This window comes from Comamonas kerstersii (assembly GCF_008801935.1).
Classification (GTDB): domain Bacteria; phylum Pseudomonadota; class Gammaproteobacteria; order Burkholderiales; family Burkholderiaceae_C; genus Comamonas; species Comamonas kerstersii.
Genome location: NZ_VZOT01000002.1, coordinates 402,647 through 426,259 on the forward strand (window position 1 = coordinate 402,647; position 23,613 = coordinate 426,259).

Consider the following 23,613-nt stretch of genomic DNA (forward strand, 5'->3'; position numbering starts at 1 on the left):
CTGTGAAGCTACGATGACAGTTTTTTTACATGGCAGCCTGTGCGCTCTGGCGCGTCTGGGCAAAGCGCTGTGCCACTTCCTTGCGCATTTCCTTGCGGATCAGTGCAGCCTGCCAGCGGCGTTTTTCAACGCTCGTGGAAGGCTCCAGCCTGGGAACGGCCACGGGCTTGCGGTCATCGTCCACCGCCACCATGGTGAAAAAGCAGCTGTTCACATGGCGCACGACCTGACCGCGAATGTCTTCGGCAATCACCTTGATGCCAATTTCCATGGAAGACGTACCGGTGTAATTCACGCTGGCCAGAAAGGTCACCAGCTCGCCCACATGGATAGGCTGCAGGAACATGACCTGGTCCACGCTCAGCGTGACGCAGTAGCGGCCTGCATAGCGGCTGGCGCAGGCGTAGGCCACTTCGTCCAGTTTTTTCAGAATGGCGCCCCCGTGCACATTGCCGGAGAAGTTGGCCATGTCGGGGGTCATCAGCACCGTCATGCTGAGTTGGTGTGAAGGCAGATTCATAGACCGCAGATTGTAGGAATTGATAGCAGTACAGGCTGATGGCATGTGCGCCAACCTGGCTTTCAGGCCGGATTTTCAGGCCTGGCAGACATACGGGACATGCTCTGGCATACAGTCTGCGCGGCTGCAAGCAGCATGCCTGCTGCAGCCTGGCTCCATGGCGCCAGCAGGCACATGCTGTTGCATATCTTCCAGGGCCTTGCAAAGCCATTGCGAGCAGGCAACTGGAAACTCGCTATAATGCACGACTTTGCTGGCAATACCCCGTCGGCCATACTAGTTCATAGAGACGGGGCACAACCGCTGTTCATGGCTCACAGGCCCGATCTTCCTGAGAACCCGCTGTCAGCACAGATATATCTGGAAACTGAATGACTACCATCCGCGTCAAAGAAAACGAACCTTACGAAGTTGCTCTGCGCCGCTTCAAGCGCACCATCGAAAAGCTGGGCCTGCTGACAGACCTGCGCGCACGTGAGTTCTACGAAAAGCCTACAGCCGAGCGCAAGCGCAAGAAGGCTGCCGCCGTGAAGCGCCACTACAAGCGCGTTCGCAGCATGCAGCTGCCTAAGAAGCTGTACTAATCGTTTGATTAGGACCAGTCGGCCGTAAAAAAGCCGCAAACCCGCGCTCGGGACGCCAGGCGCGGGTTTTTTGTTTTCTGGCCACTGCCACGCAGCAGTGACCTCCACCCCAAGGAGAATGCCATGAGCTTGAAAGCCCAGATTACCGAAGACATGAAAACCGCCATGCGTGCCAAGGACAGCGCACGCCTGAGCACCATCCGCCTGCTGCAGGCTGCGATGAAGCAAAAGGAAGTGGACGAGCGCATCGAACTCGATGACGCCGCCATCATTGCCATCGTGGACAAGCTGATCAAGCAGCGCAAGGACTCCATCGCTGCCTACGAAGCCGCCAACCGTACCGATCTGGCCGATGTGGAAAAGGCCGAGATGGAAGTGCTCAAGGTCTACCTGCCCGAGCGCATGTCGGAAGCCGAAATCACCGCCGCCGTCGAAGCCATCGTGGCTGAGCTGGGTGCCTCCGGCCCCGGCGACATGGGCAAGGTGATGGGCAAAGTGAAGGCCCAGCTGGCTGGCAAGGCCGATATGGGCCTGGTGTCCGCTGCCGTGAAGGCCGCGCTGACAAAGTAATTGGCTACCGGCCTGAGCTGCCACGCGGCATCAGGTTCAAAAACAGAAGCTGCTTGCGCTTGCCTTGCATATCTTTCAGATTAAAAAGAATCTGAAATTCATGTAGATCAAGTGATAGTAGCTTCTTTTTTAATAGCATTCCTGAATCCCGTGGGAGCCTGTTTGCTGAAGAACTCCTGCAGGAACTCGACGCAGACCCGCACCTTGGCCGAGCGCTCCAGCCGCGTCGGGTAGACAGCCCAGATATTCGCCTGCTGCTGCCACTCGGGCAGCAGCTGCAGCAGGCTGCCGGCCTGCAGATCGGCCGCCACATCCCAGAGCGAGCGCAGCACGATGCCATGGCCGTCGCGGGCCCATTGCACGGCCATCTCGCCATGATTGGTGGACAGCGGCCCGGTCACTTTCACGCTTCGCTCCTGATTGCCCGAGCGCAGTTTCCAGACACCGAAGGGATGGTCACGCTCCTTGATGACCAGGCAGTCATGCGCGGCCAGTTCGTCGAGCGTGCGCGGACTGCCACGCCGCTGCACATAGGCCGGGGCAGCGCACAGCACGCGATGGTTGTCGGCCAGATGCCGCGCAATCAGGTGCGGCGCAATCTCGTCGCCCACGCGCACATCGAGATCGAAGCCCTCGGCCGCGACATCGACGATGCGATCAAACACCTCCAGGCGCAGCTGCAGCGCCGGATATTGCGCAATCAGCTGCGACAGCGCGGGCGCCACCACATTGCGGCCAAAGCCGAAGCTGGTGGACACCCGCAGCAGGCCGCGCGGCTGGCGGCGCGTCACATCCACCTCCTGCAGCAGATGCTCGACCTCGTCCAGAATGCGCTGCGCCCAGTGGTAGACGCGCTCGCCCTGCTCCGTGACAGCGACCCGCCGTGTAGTGCGATGCAGCAGCTTCACGCCCAGCTCCTGCTCCAGCAGGCGGATGCGCTTGCTGACAAAGGCCGGCGAAGCATTGTGCGCGGCCGCAGCCTCGGCAAAGCTGGCTTTGCGCACCACGGTGGTGAAGACGCGCAGGTCTTCGGGCGAGGGCATTTTCTGCACGATCTGTAAACAATCAGGCCACGATCAGTCAATTGTATTCAGATATGCAAGGTGCAGAATACCGCAACACATTCACGAGGAAGCACCATGTCCACACCCAAAAAGATTGCAGTCATCGCCGGCGACGGCATCGGCAAGGAAGTCATGCCCGAAGGCCTGCGTGCGCTGGAAGCCGCAGCCAGGCGCTTTGACCTGCCGCTGGAGTTCCACCATTTCGACTGGGCCCACTGCGACTACTACGCCGAACACGGCCAGATGATGCCTGACGACTGGAAGCAACAGCTGCAGGGCATGGATGCCATTTTCTTTGGCGCTGTGGGCTGGCCTGCTACCGTGCCCGACCACATCTCGCTGTGGGGCTCGCTGCTCAAATTCCGCCGCGAGTTTGACCAGTACATCAACCTGCGCCCCGTGCGCCTGTTTGAAGGCGTGCCCTGCCCGCTGGCTGGCCGCAAGCCCGGTGATATTGACTACTACGTGGTGCGCGAAAACACCGAGGGCGAATACACCGCGCTGGGCGGCGTAATGTTTGAAGGCACGGACCGCGAGATCTGCATTCAGGAATCGGTCTACAGCAAACACGGCGCGCAGCGCCTGCTGAAATATGCGTTTGAACTGGCGCAGAGCCGCAGCAAAAAGCATGTGACGCTGGCGACCAAATCCAACGGCATTGCCATCAGCATGCCCTGGTGGGACAAGCAGGCCGATGCCATGCACCAGCACTACCCCGAAGTCACGCTGGACAAGCAGCACATTGACATTCTGACCGCGCGCTTTGTGCTGCAGCCCGGCCGCTTTGACGTGGTGGCTGCCACCAATCTGTTTGGCGACATTCTGAGTGACCTGGGCCCCGCGACCACGGGCACGATTGGCTTGGCACCTTCAGCCAACCTGAACCCAGAGCGCAGCTTTCCCAGCCTGTTCGAGCCCGTGCATGGCTCGGCACCCGACATCTACAGCAAGAACATTGCCAACCCGATTGCCATGATCTGGTCCGGCGCGCTGATGCTGGACTTTCTCGGCCACAGCCAGGGCCCATGGCGTGCCGCGCATGACGCTATCGTCAAGGCCATTGAAGACACCATCAAGAGTGGCCCACGCACCCCCGATCTGGGTGGCACAGCCAATACGACCGAGGTGGGGCAGGCCATTGCCGCCCATATTGCGGGCCGCAACTAAGACCCTCTAAGCCCTGCACCGCAAGCCCCACATAGCAGCTGCCATCCCGGGTCGGGATGGCAGGCCTGCACGGTCTCAGGCCCCAGCTACGGCCCCGGCCAGCGCCAGAGCAGCAATGTCTTCAGCCGTATAGCCCAGCGATGCCAGCAGCTCGCGTGTGTGCTCACCGGCCTTGGGCGGGTTGCTGCGCACAGGCAGGCGCTGGCCAGCCATGCGAATGGGCAGCAGCGTGGTCTTGGCAGTCTGGCCTGCGCGTTCACCGTCGCTGAGCACCACATCAGCCAGACCACCTGTGGCCAGCAGATGGGGGTCATCAAACAACTGCTCGGGCCGCGCAATCGGTGCGTATGGCAGCTGATGGGCTTCAAAAATCTTTGCCAGCTCCGCCGCGCTGTACTGGGCCAGACGCTGGCGCAGTTCCGGCAGCATGGTACTGCGCGCACACACACGGTCGTTATTGGTCTGCAGGGCCGGATCATGGAGCATGTCTTCAAAGCCCATGGCCGAGCAGAAGGTGCGCCACTGTGGATCGCTCACCACCGCCAGGAAGATCTGCTCACCATCCTTGACGCTGAAGATGTCGTACAGCCCCCACGAAGAAATACGCTCTGGCATGGGCGCAGCAGGCTGCCCTGTCACGGCGTACTGCATCATGTGCTGGCCGACCAGAAAGACATTGTTCTCAAACAGCGCGGAATCAATCTCCTGCCCCTTGCCTGTCTGCGCGCGCTGCATGAGTGCGGCCATGGCGCCAATGGCACCGAACATGCCGCCCATGATGTCGTTCACGCTGGTGCCCGCACGCAGTGGGTCGCCGGGGCGGCCCGTCATATAGGCCAGACCACCCATCATCTGCACCACTTCATCCAGCGCGGTGCGGCGCTCATAAGGGCCGGGCAAAAAGCCGGTGTGGTTCACATAGATAAGGCCGGGGTTGAGCCTGGACAGCGAGGCATAGTCCAGCCCGTACTTTTTCATCACTCCGGGCTTGAAGTTCTGCAGCACCACATCGGCAGTCGAGGCCAGACGAATCGCCGCCTGCACGCCCTCGGCATTGCGCAGGTCAATGGCAATGCTTTTCTTGTTGCGGTTGAACATGGGGAAAAAGCCTGCACCCGCACCCAGCAGGTTGCGCGTGAGGTCGCCCGTCACTGGTTCCACCTTGATCACTTCTGCCCCCAGATCCGCCAGCACCATGCCGCATGCAGGCCCCATCACCATGTGGCTGAACTCCACCACGCGGATGCCCTTCAGGGGCAGATTGGCGGCAGGAGGCTGTGTGTGGGCTGGCTGGGCTAGGTCAGAAGGTGCGAAATCAGTCATATTGGCAAAGCGTGGTTCAAAAGGCGGCATGGCAATACCGCACGGGGTTTTCCCCAGATCGATTCTAGGAAGCCACTCAGCCCAGCTTCCCGAGATTTTCGGTAATCCGCCCATGCCAGAAGGTGAGCACGCCAGCACCCGCCTCGCTGGACGCGATGCCCGGATTTTGGGTAGCCATGCACCCGCAACACCCTTGCCCAAGCTATGTCGGCATATGCCCCATCTGTCCAGTGAACGTGGCTGGACAACAACAAAAGCAGAATTTTTAATGTTTTAAACGCGTAATGGCCTAGCGATTCTTCGCACCGAGCTACTAAACTTGTAGCAGACAAGATTCAAAGCTATAGTCAAACCCGCATGGATGAACGGCGTTGCGCCCCTTCCATGTCCCATCTCAGCGCAAGGAGAAGCGTCCATGAGCTCTAAGGAAAACGTCGCTATCAACCAGTTGCTCGAAAAGCTCGAGCGCCGCTATGCACTGCGCGTGCTGTGGGCACTGCGTGATGGTCACCCTCAAACCTTTCGCTTGCTGCAAGACAGCGTAGGTGGCATTACCCCCAATACGCTGAACACCCGTATCAAGGAGCTGCGTGAAGAAGGGCTGATGGAACACGGCAACGACGGCTATGTAGTCACTGCCTCGGGCCAGGACCTGCTCAAGCGCCTGAGCGACTTGCAGGCTTTTGCCTCACGCTGGGCAGCAGCGCGCGCAAAGAAGTAATCTACGCACTCGGCCCACTACGGCACACGTAAAAGGCACCCCGGATTTGCACCGACGGTGCCTTTTGTTTTTCTAGCATTTCCCGATACAAGGAATTTTCATGGCACTGATCACCACTGCCTCTGGCCTGCAATTCGAAGACGCGGTTGTTGGACAGGGCGCTGAAGCTACCAGCGGCTCTGACGTCAAGGTGCACTACACCGGCTGGCTGTACCAAGACGGTCAGCAAGGCGCCAAGTTTGACTCCAGCAAAGACCGCCGTGAGCCTTTTGAATTCTCGCTGGGCGAAGGCATGGTGATTCCAGGCTGGGACGAAGGCGTACAAGGCATGAAGGTGGGCGGCAAGCGCACCCTGATCATCCCCCCAGAACTGGGCTACGGTGCCTACGGCGCTGGTGGCGTGATTCCTCCCCACGCCACTTTGATGTTTGAAGTGGAACTGCTGGGTACCAAGGCTGCGCCCCAGGTACAGATGGAAGACACCGTGGTGGGCGATGGCGCAGAAGCCGTGCGCGGCAAGCGCGTGACCGTGCACTACACCGGCTGGCTGTACAAGGACGGCGAGCAAGGCGCCAAGTTCGACTCCAGCAAGGACCGCAATGACCCCTTCGTGTTCACGCTGGGCGCTGGCATGGTGATCCGCGGCTGGGACGTGGGCGTGCAAGGCATGAAGGTGGGCGGCAAGCGCACCCTGATCATTCCCCCAGAGCTGGGCTACGGCGCACGTGGCGCAGGCGGTGTGATTCCTCCCAACGCCACCCTGAAGTTTGACGTGGAACTGCTGGCGGTGTAATCACGCCATCGGTCCATGTCCATGCAACAACGGCCTGTCTCTGACAGGCCGTTTTGTTTGTGGCGCCTGCATCAGGCGAACAGGGCCTGCTCCAGCGGCGCATAGGCGGATGCACCGACGGCATCCTTGATCCGGGGAGCCACAGCAGCCAGCTCTTCGTAACTGGTGGCAGCTTCCACCGACAGGTTCAGGCGAAAGCCTGAGAGCCCCAGCTTGCCTGTCAGCGCGACCGCCAGCGGATAGGCATCCCGATAGCGCTCCTGCGGCGTGCGTGCACTGGGCTGCACTTCGGGTGCAGGCTGTGCAGGGGCCAGCGCTGGCGCAGCATGTTGCAAAAAACCTGCATCCACCATGGCCTGGATGTCCTGCTCCGTCACTCCCAGCCCCTGCGTGGCGGCCAGCACATCTTCCACACTGCGCTGGCCATCAAACAGTAGGAATGCGGAACGCAGCCTGCCTGCCAGCTGCGCACTGCGCGCCTTGAATGCCTGCTGCCCCGCTTCCGTCTTGATGTACAGCGCAGCCATATACCCTCCTCCGTAGCAATTATTTTTAACAAAGCATGGCACAGCGGTGCTGGGCACTGCATTGGGGCAATCCATGTGCAGGATAGTACGGATAGCTATGCTTTAAATAGCTACCAGCGCTTACATCTATTTGATTTGATAGATATTTATCTTTGAAATCATTACAAATAAAGCGCTAGGTGCTCACTTTTTTATTCTTCTTTGTGGTCACCAGACTCAGCAGCACGGTCACCCCGGTACCCAGGAACACGCCGAACACCCCGGCAGAAATGGGCTGCAGCCCCCACCACAGGCCATCGGCCAGCAGCGCTGCGGGAACTGCGCTTTGCACCCACTGCGTGTGTGAGAGGATGTAGTAAGCCGTGATCCCCAGCCCGGCCAGCATGCCTGCAACTGCGCCCTGACGGGTGACGCCACGCCAGAAGATGCCCAGCACCATGGCGGGCACAAAGGCCGAAGCCGCAATCGAAAACGACATGGCCACCATGGGCAGAATGTCCGAAGAGCGCTGCCCGGCAACCCAGGCCGCCAGCAGCGCTACGCCCATGAGCACGAACTTGGAGACAATCACGCGCTGCTCGGACGAACTCTTGTGCGTGCCGCGTGAAAAATACAGATCACGCACCAGCGCATTGCTGATGGTCAGCAGCAGACCATCGGCCGTAGACAGCGCCGCTGCCAGACCACCGGCCGCCACCAGCCCGGCAATCACATAGGGCAAGCCGCCAATTTCAGGCGCAGCCAGCACAATCAGGTCAGCCCCCAGCCGCAGCTCGCCAAACTGCAAAATGCCATCACGGTTAATGTCTTCCACCGACAGCAGCGAGCCATCCACCCGCGCCCACTGGGCAATCCAGCTCGGCAGCTCATCAAAGCGCACACCGACCAGGTTGTTCATCACCTCCAGCTTGATGAGCACCGCCAGCGCAGGCGCTGACAGATACAGCAGCGCGATAAAGAACAGCGTCCAGGCCACCGAGGTCCGTGCCGCCGACACCGAGGGCACGGTGTAGTAGCGCGTGAGCAAATGCGGCATGCCTGCCGTGCCAAACATCAAGCAGAACATCAGCGCCAGAAAATTGGCGCGTTCATCATTGAACTGTGCGCGTTCTTGCGCACTGCCTTCCGGATCGCCCCCAAAGGGCTGGCCATGGCGGGGCAGACCGCCGAGCGGCTGGGCACGCTCACGGTATTCCTGCAGCTGCTGGCGCCACAGCTGCTCGGCCTCCTGCGGGCTGCGCGGCAGGTTGGCGTACTCACGGCTGACGGCAGCAATGGCGCCCACATCTGCCTGGATGGAGCGCAGATAGCGCAGCCGCTCGTGCAGCACCAGCCGGTCACGCTCCATGGCCAGGGGCACATCCTGCAGCTTGGCCTCCAGCATATCGGTGCGCTCCTGATAGATCTGCTGCACGGATCGCTCCTTGGGCGAATGCAGCAGCTGCTCCTCCAGCTGCGAAATCTTGTGCAGCTGGCTGGCATAGGCCACGGCGGCAATGGGATTGCCCAGCTGCTTGTACGCCAGCCACGACACAGGAATCAGAAAGGCCAGCAGGATGACCACGTACTGCGCCACCTGCGTCCAGGTCACGGCGCGCATACCACCAAGAAAGGAGCACAGCAGCACACCGCCCAGGCCCAGCATGATGCCAATCTCAAACTGCACCCCCGTCAGACGAGAGGCAATCAGGCCCACGCCATAAATCTGGGCCACCACATAGACAAAGGAACACAGCACGGCGGCCAGCGCAGCGATGATGCGCGGCCACTTGCCACCAAAGCGTGCCTGAAAAAATTCCGGCAAGGTGTAGAGATTCATGGCCCGCAGATGCGGTGCCACCAGCATGGCGACCAGACAGAAGCCGCCGGTCCAGCCCAGCAGATAGGCCAGACCGCCGGGCTGACCGCTGGAGCCGCCAAAGCCCTGCAGATAAAGTGCGCCAGAGAGGCTGATAAAGGATGCGGCGCTCACCCAGTCTGCCGCTGCCGCCATGCCGTTGTAGACCGGGGGAATGCGCCGGCCTGCCACGTAGTACTCATCAGCATCGCCCGTCCGGCCCCAGACGCCGATCACGGCGTACATCATCACGGGCACAAACAGGAAGATGGGACCTATCCAGTGGCGTGCCAGCCCCTGGTTTTCGGCCCAGGTCATGAGCAGCAGCAGACCCAGCACGCACAGGCCATACAGCCCCACCATACGATGGATGCGCCAGCGATAAGCGCGTGCACGGTACAAGGCGGCGCGACCTGCGCCAGTCGGCATATGCATGAGGGCGTGTGCAGAGGCGAAAAAAGCGCGAAAGGCCTAAGCCTTGCGCTCAAAGTAATCCATCACCACACAATAGACCAGCGCGATCAGCATGAACATCAGGACTGCCCCTTGGGCCGCCATCCAGTAGCCCAGTTGCCAGCCCTGCACCCAGGCCTGCAGATCACGCGCAAAAAAGCACACCCCAAAAGAAAACACCACCCAGACCGCCAGCAAGATTGCCTTGAGCCACAGATGGTGTGTGTCGTGCAAGTCGGGCGGCAACTGCCCCCCGCTTGTCTCAGACCCGTCATGCATGTTGTCGTGAGAGAACTGCACTACAGGCCTTTCGCTGGTTTAGCCAGCCAGGTTCTGCCAGGTATCGATCACGGTGTCAGGATTGAGCGAGATCGACACAATGCCTTGATCGGCCAGCCACTTGGCGAAGTCTGGGTGGTCCGAAGGGCCCTGACCACAGATACCTACGTACTTGCCCTTGGACAGACAGGCGGAGATGGCGCGCTCGAGCATCTTCTTCACGGCAGGGTCGCGCTCGTCAAAGTCAGCGGCCAGCAGCTCTAGGCCGGAGTCACGGTCCAGACCCAGCGTCAGCTGTGTCAGGTCGTTGGAGCCAATCGAGAAGCCGTCGAAGTACTCGAGGAACTCGTCGGCCAGGATGGCGTTGGAAGGCACTTCGCACATCATGATCAGCTTGAGTTCGTTTTCGCCGCGCTTCAGGCCATTTTCAGCCAGCAGTTCGGTCACGCGCTCAGCCTGCTTCAGGGTACGCACGAAGGGGATCATGATCTGCACATTGGTCAGACCCATGTCCTCACGCACGCGGCGCAGGGCTTCACATTCCATCTTGAAGGCTTCGCCGAAGTCTTCGGAGATGTAACGTGCAGCACCGCGGAAGCCCAGCATGGGGTTTTCTTCCTCGGGCTCGTAGCGGCTGCCACCGATCAGCTTGCGGTATTCGTTGGACTTGAAGTCCGACATACGCACGATCACGGGCTTGGGCCAGAAAGCTGCAGCAATGGTTGCCACGCCTTCAGCCACCTTGTCCACGTAGAAAGCACGTGGGGAAGCATGACCACGGGCCACGGATTCCACGGCCTTCTTCAGGTCAGAATCCACGGCGGGGTAGTCCAGGATGGCCTTGGGGTGCACGCCGATGTTGTTGTTGATGATGAACTCCAGACGCGCCAGACCCACGCCAGCATTGGGCAGCTGTGCAAAGTCAAAGGCCAGCTGGGGGTTGCCCACATTCATCATGATCTTGGTCTTGATCTCGGGCATTTCGCCGCGCTTGACCTCGGTCACTTCGGTCTCGATCAGGCCGTCATAGATCTTGCCGGTATCACCTTCGGCGCAGGACACGGTCACCAGAGTGCCGTCCTTCAGGCGCGAAGTGGCGTCACCACAGCCCACCACAGCAGGAATACCCAGTTCACGCGCGATGATCGCAGCGTGGCAGGTACGGCCACCACGGTTGGTCACGATGGCAGCGGCCTTCTTCATGACGGGTTCCCAGTTGGGGTCGGTCATGTCGGTCACCAGCACGTCGCCAGCCTGCACCTGGTCCATCTGCGAGATGTCAGACACCAGACGCACAGGGCCGGTACCGATCTTCTGGCCAATGGCGCGGCCTTCGGCCAGCACATTGCCGGTGCCCTTGAGCTTGTAGCGCAATTCGGCCTGGCCCTTGGACTGGCTCTTCACGGTTTCAGGACGCGCCTGCAGGATGTACAGCTTGCCGTCGGTGCCGTCCTTGCCCCACTCGATGTCCATGGGACGGCCATAGTGCTGCTCGATCACCAGTGCGTACTGGGCCAGTTCCTGCACTTCGGCATCGGTCAGGGAGTAACGGTTGCGCAGCTCGGGAGCCACGTCGGTGGTCTTGACCAGCTTGCCCGATGCAGCCTTTTCTTCAGGTGTGGAGAACACCATCTGGATCAGCTTGGAGCCCAGATTACGGCGGATCAGCGCGCTCTTGCCCGCCTTGAGCATGGGCTTGTGCACGTAGAACTCGTCAGGGTTCACAGCGCCCTGCACCACGGTTTCACCCAGGCCATAGCTGGAAGTGATGAAGACCACTTCTTCAAAGCCGGACTCGGTGTCGATGGTGAACATCACGCCCGCTGCGCCCAGGTCGGAGCGCACCATGCGCTGCACGCCAGCAGACAGGGCCACCACGTCGTGGGCAAAGCCCTTGTGCACGCGGTAGGAGATGGCGCGGTCGTTGTACAGCGATGCGAACACTTCCTTCATCTTGTGCAGCACGTCTTCGATGCCCACCACGTTCAGGAAGGTTTCCTGCTGACCGGCAAACGATGCGTCGGGCAGGTCTTCGGCGGTAGCGGAAGAACGCACGGCAAAGGATGCTTCGGCATTGCCGCCTTGCAGACGGGCAAATTCCGTGCGGATGGCTGCCTCCAGATCTGCAGGGAAAGGCTGTGCTTCCACCATGGCGCGGATTTCAGCACCCACTGCAGCCAGGGCACGCACGTCATCAACGTCCAGTGCTGCCAGCTTGGCGGAAATCTTGTCGGCCAGACCTTCATGGGCCAGGAACTGGCGGAAGGCGTGGGCAGTCGTCGCGAAACCGGTTGGCACGCGCACGCCCTGAGGCAGCTGAGAGATCATCTCGCCGAGGGAGGCATTCTTGCCACCGACGACTTCAACGTCGCTCATACGCAGGTTTTCGAAAGGCACGACCAGTGCCGTCTCTTCGAAACGATTAGACATGGGAAGGCTCCAAAGTTAAAAAACCTGTCAGCCCAGCGACCCACTGACCATCATGCCGCTGGGAAACCCGCCTGCTTATCCATGACAACTTTGCTTGTTCTTGTTGTCGGTCATCGACCAGCAGACCGGTGAAATTTGGGAATAATGGGTGTCATTCTAGTCCCGGCCGGGCAATTTCGCCGCAGCTTCGGGTGTTTAAATTTGAAGGGAATGATTGCCCCATGCATTCGCGCACTGTATTTGTCATCTCGGACGGCACCGGCATTACCGCAGAAACCTTTGGCACGGCCTTGATGACCCAGTTTGATATCAAGCCACGCATTGTGCGCATTCCTTTTGTCGACACCGTAGACAAGGCGCACCAGGCTGTCCGACAAATTAACCACACTTTTGACATCGAAGGCAAAAAGCCCATCGTCTTCAGCACCCTGGTCAATCAGGAAGTGGTGGGTGTGATCAATGAGCAGTGCAAGGGCCTGCTGATGGACATGTTCGGCACCTTTGTGAAGCCTCTGGAAGAAGAGCTGGGCCTCAAGAGCCAGCACCGCGTGGGGCGGTTCTCGGACATCAGCCAGAGCAAGGAATATCTGGACCGCATGGAGGCCATCAACTACACGCTGGCCCACGACGACGGACAGACCAACCATGACCTGCAGGGCGCAGAAGTCATCCTGCTGGGCGTGAGCCGCTCGGGCAAGACCCCGACCAGCCTGTATCTGGCCATGCAGTTTGGTCTGAAGGTCGCGAACTACCCGCTGATTCCCGAAGACTTTGAGCGCAAGAAGCTGCCACCTGCGCTGGAACCACACCGCAAGAAGCTGTTCGGCCTGACGATTGACCCCATTCGCCTGTCCGAGATCCGCAACGAACGCCGCCCCGGCTCCAAGTACGCCAGCCTGCAGAACTGCCGCTACGAAGTCCATGAGGCCGAAGCCATGATGCGCCGCGCCGGGGTGAGCTGGCTGTCAACGACCACCAAGTCCATCGAGGAAATCTCCACCACCATCCTGCAGGAAGTGCTGCCGCACCGTCTGGGCGTAGGCATACACGGCTGATCAGCCAGCAACTACTAAATAAGTAGCTGCCAGCGCTTGATTTTTCTTGGTTTCAGATATAAATCACCCTGAAAACCAGTAAATACAAGCGCTGGCAGCTATTTTTTTTCATTGCAGGCTGAATGCGTAATGCAACTGCCCCTGCTCGGTATGCAGACACTGCGCCTGCACACCCCAGACCTGCTGAATACGCGCTGGCGTCAATACCACCTGCCTGTGGCCAAACACCGCAGCAGCACCCTGACCGGGCAGCAAGAGCACATCATCGGCATAGTGCAGCGCCAGATTCAGGTCGTGCAGCACGATGACAACACCTAGCCCCCACTCCTGCGCCCTGCCGCGCAGCAGCTGCATGCAGGCATGCTGGTGCTGCAAGTCCAGCGCAGCCATGGGCTCATCGAGCAAGGCCCAGCACGGCCCCGCCGCCTGAGGCTCCCAGACCTGTGCCAGGGTACGTGCCAGGTGCACCCGTGCGCGCTCACCGCCGGAGAGCGTGGCGATGTCCCGCTGCGCCAGATGCACCACCCCCGTGCTGTGCATGGCCGCCTGCACGATCTGTGCTTCCTGCCTGCTGGGTGCATGGCGGTGCGGATAGCGCCCCATCTGCACCACCTCCTGCGCCAGAAAGCTGAAAGCCACCTGCGTGTCCTGTGCCATATAGGCCACGCGTGCAGCCAGCTGCCAGGCTGGCATGCGCTGCAGCGGCTGGCCATCGAGCAGCACCACACCGGCATCGGCTGCGCGCAGCCCCAGCATGACGGACAGCAGCGTGCTCTTGCCTGCGCCATTGGGGCCCACGATGGCCGTCACCCGCCCCGGCTGCAGCAGTGCTTCTACCTGCGCAATGATGCTGGCCCTGGCATGCGGGCGAATCTGCAAGCCGTGGCAATGCAGCAAACCTGTCTGAGCCATACCTATACCTTGCCCCTGAACTGCCGCAGCATCAGCAAAAACAGCGGCACACCAATCAGCGCCGTGAGTACGCCCAGCGGCATCTCCGCCGGCTGCACGATGGTGCGCGCCACCACATCTGCAGCCAGCACCAGGGCTGCACCCAGCAGGGCCGAGCATGGCAGCACCACGCGGTGATCTGGCCCTGCCACCAGCCGCACCCAGTGCGGAGCCACCAGCCCGATAAAGCCAATCATGCCCGTGGACGAAGTCACTGCCCCTACGGTCAAGGCCGCTATCCATACGGCCTGGCGCTTGGTACGCTCCACCGGCACGCCCAGCAGCTGCGCCTGCGCTTCACCCAGCGCCATGGCGTTCAAGGGCCGCGCCAGGCGCTGCGCCAGCGCCATGCACACCAGCACCACCGTGCCGACCATCCACACCGCCGCCCAGCGGGCCTGCCCCAGTGAGCCCATGAGCCACAGCTGCACATTGCGCAGCTGCTCGTCCGTGGACACATAGCTCAGAAAACCCAGCCCAGCCCCTGCCAGCGCATTGATGGCAATGCCCGCCAGCAGCATGAGGCTCACCCGCGTGCCTGCGCCGGACTGCGCCAGCAGGTAGATCAGCCAGGTCACCAGCACACCGCCTGCAAAGGCGCAGACGGCCAGCGCCCAGCTACCCAGCTGAAAGCCAAGCACTGGCAGCCAGATGGGGCCCAGCACAATGGCTCCGGCTGCTGCCAGCGCGGCGCCACTGCTCACACCAATCAGCCCGGGATCGGCCAGCGGGTTGCGAAACAGCCCCTGCATCAGCGCCCCCGCCATGCCCAGACCCGCACCAGCCGCCGCCCCCAGCAGCAGCCGCGGCAGGCGGATGTTCATGAACACCAGATGCTCCGTGCCCTGCGCGCCCTGCCCTTGCAGGGCCTGCACCAGCACCTGCCACAGCTGCGCCGGGCTGATGGCATAGGCGCCATGTGCACTGCCCCAGACAAAAGCCGCAACGGCCAGCCCAAATCCCAACCCGCAGGCAACAGGCGGACGCAATCTGCCTGCATGGCTCCAGCGGCCTGCCTGCATCATGCGGTGACCTGCAGCATCTGGGCATGCAGCTCCTGCACCGCCGAAGGCAGGCGCGGGCCAAAGCCCAGCAAATGGCTGGCTTCCATACCGACCAGCGCCTTGCGTGCAAAAGCGGGGGTCAGGGCCAGTTCTGGTCTGCGCCAGAAAGCCTCTACCCCACCCAGTGCTTCAATGCCCTGCGTGCTGTTGACAATCACTTCTGGCGCCACAGCAGCCATGGCCTCTGCGGTCAGTGGCCGGTAGCCCTGAAACTGCGTGACGGCATTGACTGCCCCCGCCAGCTCCAGCAGCGCATGTGCTGCCGTGCCACGCCCCGCCACCATGGGCGAGCCACTGTGCGACAGGATGAACAGCGCACGCGGCTTACGCTCAGCCTGCGCTACCAGGCCTTGTACCTGCTGCCATTGCTGCTGCAGCTGCTGAGTCAGCGCTGCCGCTGCGGCCTCGCGCTGGGTCACGCGCCCCACGGTGTCAATCTTGCGCAGCACTTCAGCAAAGTCATGGCTGCTGGGCACCAGCTCCACACGCACACCGGCAGCGCGCACCTGCTCGATCACAATGGGCGGCCCAGCTTCGCTGCTGCCCACAATGGCATCGGGCTGAAGCGACAGCAGCCCTTCAGCAGAGAGCTGACGCAGATAGCCCACCTTGGGCGTGCGCATCGCAGCTTCTGGGTAGAGGCTGGTGGTGTCGGTGGCGACCAGCAGATCCTCAGCGCCCAGCGCATACACCACTTCCGTCATGGCGCCACCCAGCGCTATCAGGCGTTGCACTGCGGTGGTTGCTGCACGTGCTGGCAGCACGCTGCCCAGCGCACCCAGCCCCAGCGCGGCACACCACTGGCGGCGTGTGTACGGCAGCATCTGTGATGGCTGATGGAGTTGCTTATGCACGGGGCAGCCCTTCCGCCAGCGTGCGCCATGCCTGCAATTCAGCCTGACCAGGTTTGCGCACACCAAAGAACATGGCCACCACATCACCTGTCGCATCAAACAGCTCTACCGACGTCACCACACCATCGGTCGTGGGCTTGCGCACCAGCCATGTGCTGGTAATCAGATCACGGCGCAGATGCAGGTTAAAGCCCGGGTCCAGCACATTGATCCAGTCCGAGCCAGGCGTCTGCAAAGGCTTGATGTGGCGTACGGGGCCGGAATGGATCTGGATACAACCTTTGCTGCCCACAAACACCATGATGGGCAGTTCCGCGCTGGCGGCCTGCTCCAGCAGCTGCGTGACGGCGGTATTGCTCAGCGGCTCACAGAATGCACCGCGTGTGAGCCGAAAGCTTTGCTGACGCTCACAGCCAAAGGTTTTGAGCATGCCGAAGAAGTCATGCGTATCCTTGAGCTGCGCCCAGGCCTGGCGCAGGCCAGCGGCGTCAATGCTGGCATCGTCAGCGACAGGCGCGCGTTCCGCTTTTTCCACAAAGCTGTAGCGCTGCGCAGAGTCTGCAAAGGCCTGCACCACCTGCTCCCAGGCCTGCATCTCGGTCTGTGGCCGTACATAGATCTTGTGCACGGCTGTGCCATGCTGGTCATAGAACTGCAGGCTATGCATGGGCTGGCCGTAGCGGCCTGACTCCGTCACGGCAAAGCCAGCATGCCAGGCAAAGAAGAACAGGCGCAGGTCTATGTCTTCGTTGTTGCACAGGCCAATGGGGCCTTCCTTGGTAAACCCCTGGTAGATGCCATCCTTCTCATGCACCACGGCCTCATTGCGCGTCAGTGCCATCAAGGGGCCACAGGGCTGCAATGCCTGCAGGATCTCCAACCACTGCGGCTTGAGCGGCTGCACCTGCAGACTGCCTGCATGCTCACCACAGTGAGCAGCCAGCACAGCACCCTCACTCAGGCCCAGCGACCGCGCCGCATCCTTGGCACGCAGACCTTGCTTGCGCGCCTGGTCAAACGCAGCGCGAATCTGTGCGGCATCGCACAGTGATGTATCCACTACGGTATTCATGATTGCTCTCCTTGCTTGATACGCAGGTCTTAAAACTCGGCAACCAGGGAAATGCGCAGGTTGCGCCCCGGCTGGCTGTAGGCATCGATGGCGGCGTGTTCCGCAGTTGCTGTCACATCCCGCACGTCCGACCATTTCCAGTACTTGCGGTCGGTCAGGTTGTGCAGGCCCACATTCAGGCGCAGGTGCTTGCGCAGCTGCCACTGCGCATCCAGATCCAGCACGGTGTGTGAAGGCGGCAGGAACAGCACGCGGCTGTCAGAGGGCATGTCCTTGCGCTGCTTGGCGGCGGTATGGGTCATGCCCAGCTCCCACTGCCAGCGCGCGGCCTGCTGGCCGATGTGCAGTTTCAGGTGCTGCGGGCTAATGCTCTCCAGCCCCTGGCCGTTCTCGCCCGTACCCTTGGCATAGCCGTAGGCAGCACGCGCTACCCATTGACCACCCCAGCTGTGCCCCAGCTCGGCCCTGCCGCGCAACTCCAGTCCCTTGATCGTGGCTTTGGACTGGTTGCGTGAGCGCATCAGACTGATGACAGGGAACGTGCCTTGCGATCCTGCATCGGCATAGCGCTCGATGAAGTTGCGGTAGCGCGCATAAAAACCGGTGACTTCCCACTGCAGCGGCCCATGCGCATCACGCAGGCCCAGCTCAAAGTTGTTGCTGGTCTCTGCCTTCAGGTCTGGATTGGGCAGGATGTAGTAACCGTAGTACGGCGTGACATTGCCAAAGAAGTTATTCAACTCTCCAGACGTAGGTGCCCGGAAGCCGCGCACATAGCTGGCAAACAGTTGCAGGTCGTCCAGCGGCTGCCACTGCACGCCCATTTGCGGCAGCCAGGCACTGAAGCGCTTGGACACAGGCTGTGCACCAGACTGTCCCATGTCGATGCTGCTGGCATCAGCGTCTATATCCACGCTGGTGTAACGCAGCCCGGGCTTGAACATCCACGGCCCCAGATCCCAGTGGTCTTCCACAAACAGGCCCCATTGCGTGGTGCGCGTATCCGGCCCCTTGGGCACAGCCGTGGTGACGCCGCTGTCGGTGGACAGGCTCTGCGAATCATTTTTCATGCGGTAGACGTCTGCACCGTAATGCAGGCCATGCGTGCCAATGCGTTTGTGCGCCTGCAACCCCAGTTGCAGCAGCTGCTCGTCATAGCGGTGATGACGCAGACGCTGGCCACGGTTGCTGGTGTCAATATTCAGGCGCTGGCTGGAGCTGCTGTCCTGCCAGGCAGCGTAAGCCTTGAGCTTGTCTGCAGCCGGTGCATCGAGCTGCCACTCACCCTGCCAGGACAGGCGCTTGCGCTGGCTGTCGATATCGTCCTCATGAGAGCGCGTCGTGCCATTGTCAAAGTCATGCAGATTGGTGACATGGCCGTCCTGGTCGCGCAGTTCCGCCGTGAACACATGGCGCTGGCGACCATCCGGGCGCAGCACCAGCTTGCCCAGCAGGGAATAGCGGTGGTTATCTTCTGGATTGGCCTTGGTGCGCTGCAGGCCTGTGCCGCCGATGTGCCCCATGGTTTCCGTGGCATGGCTGCGCTCCCCATGAGCTGCGAGCAGCCACTGCACCTGCTCCGAGGCTTTACCCGCCACTGCTGCACCCGTATTCCAGCCCCGGTTTTCACTGCGCCAGCCCAGCAGGGCGCGGCCTGCAAACAGCTTGTCAGCGCCCAGCAGGTCACCGGGCGAGAGGGTGCGCATCTGCACCATGCCCGCTACGCCACCTGATGGCACACCGACCGTGCTGGCACCTTTGTGCACTTCGATGCCAGAGAGCATCAGCGGGTCCACATAGTCACGGCCAAAGCTGTGGCTGTTCATGAAACTATCAGCCTCTGGCTGCGGAATGCCATCGACCAGCATCTGCACGCGATTGCCGCCCAGACCGCGAATTTCAAAGCCTGTGTTGCCCTCGCGCCCCGTGGTACCGGAAATACCTGCACCCCGGCGCGGTGCACGTGGCACTTCCACGTTCACCATGTCGCTGGTGGCATCGCGAATATCGAGTATCTGCTTGCGCTCTATGGTGGCGCGGTCGACCACTTCGGTCGCATAAGGCGTCGCTGCAGGGTCCAGCGCTTCGGCACGCTCCTGCACCGTCTGCTCGGGCAGCACCGGCTCTGCGGCATGGGCATAGGTGCTGCCCAGCCCCAGCAATGCAGCGGTGCAGGCAATGGGCCGCAGCCCTCCCCAGGTATGTGGCATGGTTGATCTCTCTTTCCTGTCTGTTCCATTCCCAATGGCTTTGGGCTGGCGACCTGGGCTGAAGAATCAACCTGGGGGGCTGGCAATGCGGCGAATTATATGAGAATAATTCTTATTTAAATAATCTGACGCAAAATACTTTTACCGTCTGGGTGCCCAGCGCTGCTGCGCAAACACGCACCACACCAGACCGGCAAGCGCCAGGGCAGCACCCACCCAGCCGATGTTCTGCATACCCATGTGCAGGCTGACCTGGCTGCCCAGCAGGGCCCCCGCACCAATGCCGATGTTGAAAATGCCGGAGAACAGTGACATGCCGACATCGGTGGCATCATGCGCCAGGGCCAGCACCTTGGCCTGCATGGACAGCACCATGCACATCATGGCCACGCCCCAGACCACGCTCACGCCATACAGCCCCCAGGCTGCATGCACCACGGGCAGCAGCAGGCCCAGGCTGATGGCCATGACTGCAATGGCCACCCGCAGCAGGCCCTGCGGGAAGCGCTGGTTGAACGCGCTGAACAGCACACTGCCCACAATGCCCATGCCGCCAAACAGCAGCAGCACCAGGGTGGTGACATGGGCGTCCTGCCCACCCACTGCCTGCACAAAGGGTTCGATATAGCTGTAGACGGTGAACTGCGCGGTCACCACCAGAATCAAAAGCAGATAAATCGCCATCAGCGCAGGGCGGCGCATCAGCACCGGAATGCTGGAGGCCGAACCTGAGTTCTCGCTGGGCAGCAGTGGCAGCAAACGTGCCAGCGCCAGCATGACGATGGCGGCAATCACACCAATCGACCAGAAGGTGATGCGCCAGCCCAGCCAGTCGCCCACGACCCGACCCAGCGGAATACCCATCACCATGGCCAGCGTAGTGCCCGTGGCCAGCAGGCTCAGCGCCTGCGCTTTTTTGCCATGCGGGGCCACGCGCACGGCCAGGGCCGCCGTGATGGACCAGAACACGGCATGCGAAAACGCCACGCCCGCACGGCTGAGCACCAGCATGGCAAAGCTATTGGCCAGCCCCGAGAGCGCATGGCTGACGATAAACAGCCCGAACACGCCCATGAGCAGCTTGCGACGCTCCATTTTTCGGGTGAGCAGCATCAGCGGCAGCGAGGCCAGCGCCACAATCCAGGCGTAGATGGTCAGCATCAGGCCCACATGCTCGGCAGGCATGGCAAAGCTGGCGCCGATGTCACTCAGCAGGCCGACGGGTACGAATTCACTGGTGTTGAAAACAAAAGCGCCCAGCGCCAGGGCACACACGCTCAGCCAGGCGCGCAGATCAGAAGAGGAATGAGTCACAGACAGATAGGGAAGTTAAAACACGCCATGTGCGGCGCTGCAGGACTGCTATTGTGGCTGTGCCAGCGCCGGACTGCATGGCAAGGGAGATGCCCCAGCCCCGTGACTCAGCCTCACTGCATCTCCCCCATGACCACCTTGGCACCCAGCTGCAGCGAGCTCACACCAGGCAGTTCAGGGTAGCGCTGCAGCATGGCCTGAATCAGCGCCTCACTGCTTCGCGCCATCAGCAGTGCCTGCTCATAGGTCTGCAGATACTCCAGCGTAAAGCGCAGGACTGAAGCATCCAGCCTGCTGCCCGCCGCCATGCGCCCGGGCACGACCACCTTAGGCTCACGCGCAGCATGGCCTGCAGGTTCTCGCGCCAGGCATGGTGCTCCTTGGCCGTGAGGGTGTCAGCCATCCATACATGCAGACCATCGAACACCAGCACACCGCCCACAATGGCTTGCAGCGATGGCACCCACAGATAGCGGCGGTTGTCCATGCCATGCGCTGGCACGATGTCAATGCGATGGCCATCGTGCATGAGTGCAGGCGCCCCAGGGCTGGGCAAACACCAGATCTTCACGCTGCTGCGGGCCATTGTCCTTGAGCTGCGGCCCCCAGACGGCCAGCTTTTTGTCCACATTGGCAGCAATGGCCATCACCGTCTCGGGCGCAGCAACCACCACGGCATCGGGAAAGGCTTCAAGCACCGGTGCCAGTCCGAAGTAATAGTCCGGGTCGCTTTGGGAGATGTAAATCGTCGTCAGCCGCTTGCCCGTAGCCACAATGGCCTTGGCCAGTGCATGTCCGTCCGAGAGCCTGAAGCCGCCATCAATCATAGATGGCCTCGCTGGCACCGCTGAGCAGCACCGGCGCGCGTGAAAAACCGCTTTCATCCGCAGGAAAGTGCGTCAGCTGCAAGGCAGCGGCATCTGCTCCATGGGCCTGGGCCAGCCAGTGCGGCAGCACTGCCGCCGCAGCGGTGGTCTGTAAAAAGTTTCTGCGAGTCAACATGGCTGCACCTTGGTCATGAAAGTTACGTAGCGCCTGCTCAATAGGCCACGGTGAAGCGGGCTTTCAGATGTGTGCCCTGCTCCATGCTGTCCACCAGCGCCACGGCAAGATCTGCGGCTGAAATATCTCCGGGCTGGCCATCGGCCTGCATCAGCGGCATGTCCTGCCCTGTACGGTACTGGCCTGTACGGCCACGCGCCTGCGCAGCTGAGCCTGCATGAAAACCCACGGCAGGGCTGAGCAGCGTCCAGTCCAGCGCACTTTCCTGCTGCAGCTCGGTGTACATATCGCGTGCCGCGCTGGCACCGGGCTTGATAGCGGCAGGGAACTGCGGCGTATCCACGATCTGCACGCCTGGTGCGGCATACAGGCTGCCTGCCCCGCCCACCACCAGATAGCGCTTGACGCCAGCCGCTTTCACACCCTGCACGATGGCGCGGGAGCCGCGCATGAAGTCTTCATAGATATTCGGGTTGGCCCAACCTGCGTTGTAGGCACTGAGCACTGCATCCCTATCGTGCACAGCCGCTGCTACAGCCTTGACATCCATCACATCTGCCTGCACTACACGCAGACCGGGGCGTGCAGCCAGCCTGGCAGGCTCGCGCACCAGGGCCACCACTTCATGGCCTCGATGCAGCAACTCCTGCAGCAGGGCTGCACCAACAAAACCTGTGGCACCAATCAGGGCAACTTGCATCACTTTTCTCCTTCAATCTTGATGGATGAAGCTTAAGTTGCAGATGCCAGGCTGTTTCACGCAGAAATTGACATTACTTTGAAGCACAGCTTCATAATTGCAGCATGGACGACCTCAAACGCATGGCTATTTTTGCCACCGTGGTGCAGCGCGGTTCCATGACAGCTGCGGCCAAAGTACTGGGCATGAGTGCATCTGCCGTGAGCCAGCACATCCGCCAGCTCGAGCGTGACAGCGGCGTCACCCTGCTGCACCGCTCCACCCGGCAGATTGCGCTGACCGATGCAGGCCAGCGCTTTTACACGCAGTGCGCCGTACTCACGGCTGCGGCTACCCGCGCCCGGGCCGAGCTGGCTGCACAGCACGACACACCCACAGGCGAGCTACGCCTGTCTGCCCCTGTAGGCTTTGCCCAGCATGCAGCTCCGGCACTCGGCGCCTGGCTGGCACGCTTTCCGGATTTACGGCTGCGCCTGCTGCTGGACGATGCGCCAATTGACCTGATTCAGGCTCGTGTTGATCTGGCCCTGCGCTATGGCCCGCTGACCGATTCCAGCTGGGTGGCACGCAAACTGGGCAGCACCCCGTTCTGGCTGTGTGCGGCACCGCAATGGGTGGCTGCACATGGTGGCCACCTGCCTGAGCACCCGCAGCAGCTGGCCCACGCCTACTGGCTGGCACTGGCACACGACGATGCGCATGCCGCGCCCTTGCACTGGACACAGAACAGCACTGGCCTGACGCACGACCTGCAGGTGCAACCGCAGAGCACCAGCAACCACCAGGCCGCCGTGCTCGCGTTGTGCGAGGCGGGGCTGGGCATCGCCTTGCTGGCAGCCGTGGATGTACGCCCGGCGGTAGAGGCTGGCCGCCTCGTGCGCCTGCTGCCGGACTGGGACATGGGCCACCTGGACCTCTGGGCGGTCACGCCACAGCGCGATGCGCAGCCGGCCAAGGTGCGCCAGGCCATCGAAGAACTACAGGCCTATCTGGACAGTCTGCAGGCGTAAAAAAAGCAGATGCACAGGCATCTGCTTTTCAATTGATGTAGCTGCCAGCGCTTGATATTCATAGATTTCAGATACTTTTCTATCTGAAACCCTTATTTTTCAAGCGCAAGACG

24 protein-coding genes and 1 pseudogene are annotated in these 23,613 nt (G+C 61.3%); 8 read left to right on the plus strand and 17 right to left on the minus strand.

What is annotated here, in order from left to right:
- Positions 1-25: 25 nt before the first annotated feature.
- On the minus strand, positions 26-520 hold the full coding sequence (locus tag F7P80_RS05020; protein ID WP_151043171.1) for an acyl-CoA thioesterase: 495 nt from the start codon (positions 518-520) through the stop codon (positions 26-28).
- Positions 521-891: 371 nt separating this feature from the next.
- Here F7P80_RS05020 and rpsU point away from each other — a divergent pair, with 371 nt between their 5' ends.
- Both rpsU and F7P80_RS05030 read left to right on the plus strand, forming a co-directional pair.
- Positions 892-1,104: a 30S ribosomal protein S21 gene (gene rpsU, locus F7P80_RS05025; RefSeq protein WP_003052999.1), complete on the plus strand. Its 213-nt coding sequence runs from the start codon at positions 892-894 to the stop codon at positions 1,102-1,104.
- A gap of 123 nt (positions 1,105-1,227) precedes the next feature.
- Positions 1,228-1,674, plus strand: coding sequence for a GatB/YqeY domain-containing protein (locus tag F7P80_RS05030; protein ID WP_151043173.1), 447 nt, complete (start codon positions 1,228-1,230; stop codon positions 1,672-1,674).
- Positions 1,675-1,781: 107 nt separating this feature from the next.
- Here the strand turns inward: F7P80_RS05030 and F7P80_RS05035 are convergent, their stop codons facing one another.
- Positions 1,782-2,717, minus strand: a complete 936-nt coding sequence (locus F7P80_RS05035; protein WP_151043263.1) for a LysR substrate-binding domain-containing protein — start codon at positions 2,715-2,717, stop codon at positions 1,782-1,784.
- A 96-nt stretch (positions 2,718-2,813) separates the two neighbouring features.
- Here F7P80_RS05035 and F7P80_RS05040 point away from each other — a divergent pair, with 96 nt between their 5' ends.
- Entirely contained in the window at positions 2,814-3,905 is a 1,092-nt protein-coding gene (locus F7P80_RS05040) for a tartrate dehydrogenase (protein WP_151043175.1), read from the plus strand.
- 75 nt (positions 3,906-3,980) lie between these two features.
- Here F7P80_RS05040 and F7P80_RS05045 read toward each other — a convergent pair whose 3' ends face one another.
- Positions 3,981-5,228, minus strand: coding sequence for a CaiB/BaiF CoA transferase family protein (locus tag F7P80_RS05045; protein WP_151043177.1), 1,248 nt, complete (start codon positions 5,226-5,228; stop codon positions 3,981-3,983).
- A 415-nt stretch (positions 5,229-5,643) separates the two neighbouring features.
- On the opposite strand from F7P80_RS05045, the gene F7P80_RS05050 reads away from it, so the two are divergent.
- The 3 genes and pseudogenes from F7P80_RS05050 to F7P80_RS17050 all read left to right on the plus strand — a co-directional run bounded on the left by F7P80_RS05050 (position 5,644) and on the right by F7P80_RS17050 (position 6,742).
- Positions 5,644-5,949 carry a winged helix-turn-helix transcriptional regulator gene (locus tag F7P80_RS05050; protein WP_054066454.1) on the plus strand — a complete coding sequence of 102 codons (306 nt, stop codon included), beginning with the start codon at positions 5,644-5,646 and terminating at the stop codon, positions 5,947-5,949.
- A gap of 100 nt (positions 5,950-6,049) precedes the next feature.
- Positions 6,050-6,394, plus strand: a pseudogene (locus tag F7P80_RS17045) (FKBP-type peptidyl-prolyl cis-trans isomerase); the annotation flags it as partial.
- Positions 6,374-6,742 carry an FKBP-type peptidyl-prolyl cis-trans isomerase gene (locus F7P80_RS17050; RefSeq protein ID WP_240184056.1) on the plus strand — a complete coding sequence of 123 codons (369 nt, stop codon included), beginning with the start codon at positions 6,374-6,376 and terminating at the stop codon, positions 6,740-6,742. The pseudogene F7P80_RS17045 and the gene F7P80_RS17050, both read left to right, overlap by 21 nt.
- A gap of 71 nt (positions 6,743-6,813) precedes the next feature.
- Here the strand turns inward: F7P80_RS17050 and F7P80_RS05060 are convergent, their stop codons facing one another.
- The 4 genes from F7P80_RS05060 to ppsA all read right to left on the minus strand — a co-directional run bounded on the left by F7P80_RS05060 (position 6,814) and on the right by ppsA (position 12,268).
- A complete protein-coding gene (locus tag F7P80_RS05060) occupies positions 6,814-7,269 on the minus strand; it encodes a hypothetical protein (protein ID WP_151043179.1) in 456 nt (151 codons plus the stop codon).
- A gap of 175 nt (positions 7,270-7,444) precedes the next feature.
- Positions 7,445-9,535, minus strand: a complete 2,091-nt coding sequence (locus tag F7P80_RS05065) for a VC_2705 family sodium/solute symporter (RefSeq protein WP_058879747.1) — start codon at positions 9,533-9,535, stop codon at positions 7,445-7,447.
- A gap of 42 nt (positions 9,536-9,577) precedes the next feature.
- A complete protein-coding gene (locus tag F7P80_RS05070) occupies positions 9,578-9,838 on the minus strand; it encodes a DUF4212 domain-containing protein (protein WP_151043181.1) in 261 nt (86 codons plus the stop codon).
- Between the two features lie 39 nt (positions 9,839-9,877).
- Positions 9,878-12,268 (minus strand): phosphoenolpyruvate synthase, encoded by a 2,391-nt coding sequence (gene ppsA / locus F7P80_RS05075; RefSeq protein WP_151043183.1) that lies wholly within the window; start codon positions 12,266-12,268, stop codon positions 9,878-9,880.
- A 221-nt stretch (positions 12,269-12,489) separates the two neighbouring features.
- On the opposite strand from ppsA, the gene ppsR reads away from it, so the two are divergent.
- Complete coding sequence (ppsR, locus tag F7P80_RS05080) at positions 12,490-13,323, plus strand: posphoenolpyruvate synthetase regulatory kinase/phosphorylase PpsR (RefSeq protein WP_054066460.1); 834 nt, start codon at positions 12,490-12,492, stop codon at positions 13,321-13,323.
- Between the two features lie 108 nt (positions 13,324-13,431).
- Here ppsR and F7P80_RS05085 read toward each other — a convergent pair whose 3' ends face one another.
- The 10 genes from F7P80_RS05085 to F7P80_RS05120 form a co-directional block, all read right to left on the minus strand.
- Entirely contained in the window at positions 13,432-14,235 is an 804-nt protein-coding gene (locus F7P80_RS05085; protein ID WP_054066461.1) for a heme ABC transporter ATP-binding protein, read from the minus strand.
- Positions 14,236-14,237: 2 nt separating this feature from the next.
- Positions 14,238-15,299, minus strand: coding sequence for a FecCD family ABC transporter permease (locus F7P80_RS05090; RefSeq protein WP_151043185.1), 1,062 nt, complete (start codon positions 15,297-15,299; stop codon positions 14,238-14,240).
- Entirely contained in the window at positions 15,296-16,162 is an 867-nt protein-coding gene (locus F7P80_RS05095) for a heme/hemin ABC transporter substrate-binding protein (protein WP_151043265.1), read from the minus strand. The genes F7P80_RS05090 and F7P80_RS05095 overlap by 4 nt, the downstream gene beginning before the upstream one ends.
- A 22-nt stretch (positions 16,163-16,184) precedes the next feature.
- Positions 16,185-17,264 (minus strand): hemin-degrading factor, encoded by a 1,080-nt coding sequence (locus tag F7P80_RS05100; RefSeq protein WP_151043187.1) that lies wholly within the window; start codon positions 17,262-17,264, stop codon positions 16,185-16,187.
- Positions 17,265-17,293: 29 nt separating this feature from the next.
- Positions 17,294-19,474 carry a TonB-dependent hemoglobin/transferrin/lactoferrin family receptor gene (locus F7P80_RS05105; protein WP_151043189.1) on the minus strand — a complete coding sequence of 727 codons (2,181 nt, stop codon included), beginning with the start codon at positions 19,472-19,474 and terminating at the stop codon, positions 17,294-17,296.
- A 141-nt stretch (positions 19,475-19,615) separates the two neighbouring features.
- Positions 19,616-20,794: a sugar transporter gene (locus F7P80_RS05110; protein WP_151043191.1), complete on the minus strand. Its 1,179-nt coding sequence runs from the start codon at positions 20,792-20,794 to the stop codon at positions 19,616-19,618.
- 220 nt (positions 20,795-21,014) lie between these two features.
- Positions 21,015-21,317 (minus strand): MBL fold metallo-hydrolase, encoded by a 303-nt coding sequence (locus F7P80_RS17345; RefSeq protein WP_346265181.1) that lies wholly within the window; start codon positions 21,315-21,317, stop codon positions 21,015-21,017.
- On the minus strand, positions 21,295-21,615 hold the full coding sequence (locus F7P80_RS17350) for an MBL fold metallo-hydrolase (RefSeq protein WP_346265182.1): 321 nt from the start codon (positions 21,613-21,615) through the stop codon (positions 21,295-21,297). Before F7P80_RS17350 ends, F7P80_RS17345 begins: the two co-directional genes overlap by 23 nt.
- Positions 21,608-21,790 carry a twin-arginine translocation signal domain-containing protein gene (locus F7P80_RS17355; RefSeq protein WP_346265183.1) on the minus strand — a complete coding sequence of 61 codons (183 nt, stop codon included), beginning with the start codon at positions 21,788-21,790 and terminating at the stop codon, positions 21,608-21,610. The genes F7P80_RS17350 and F7P80_RS17355 overlap by 8 nt, the downstream gene beginning before the upstream one ends.
- A 37-nt stretch (positions 21,791-21,827) precedes the next feature.
- Positions 21,828-22,490, minus strand: a complete 663-nt coding sequence (locus F7P80_RS05120; RefSeq protein ID WP_151043193.1) for an NAD(P)-dependent oxidoreductase — start codon at positions 22,488-22,490, stop codon at positions 21,828-21,830.
- A 104-nt stretch (positions 22,491-22,594) separates the two neighbouring features.
- On the opposite strand from F7P80_RS05120, the gene F7P80_RS05125 reads away from it, so the two are divergent.
- Positions 22,595-23,500, plus strand: a complete 906-nt coding sequence (locus F7P80_RS05125) for a LysR family transcriptional regulator (RefSeq protein WP_151043195.1) — start codon at positions 22,595-22,597, stop codon at positions 23,498-23,500.
- The last annotated feature ends 113 nt before the right edge of the window (positions 23,501-23,613 follow it).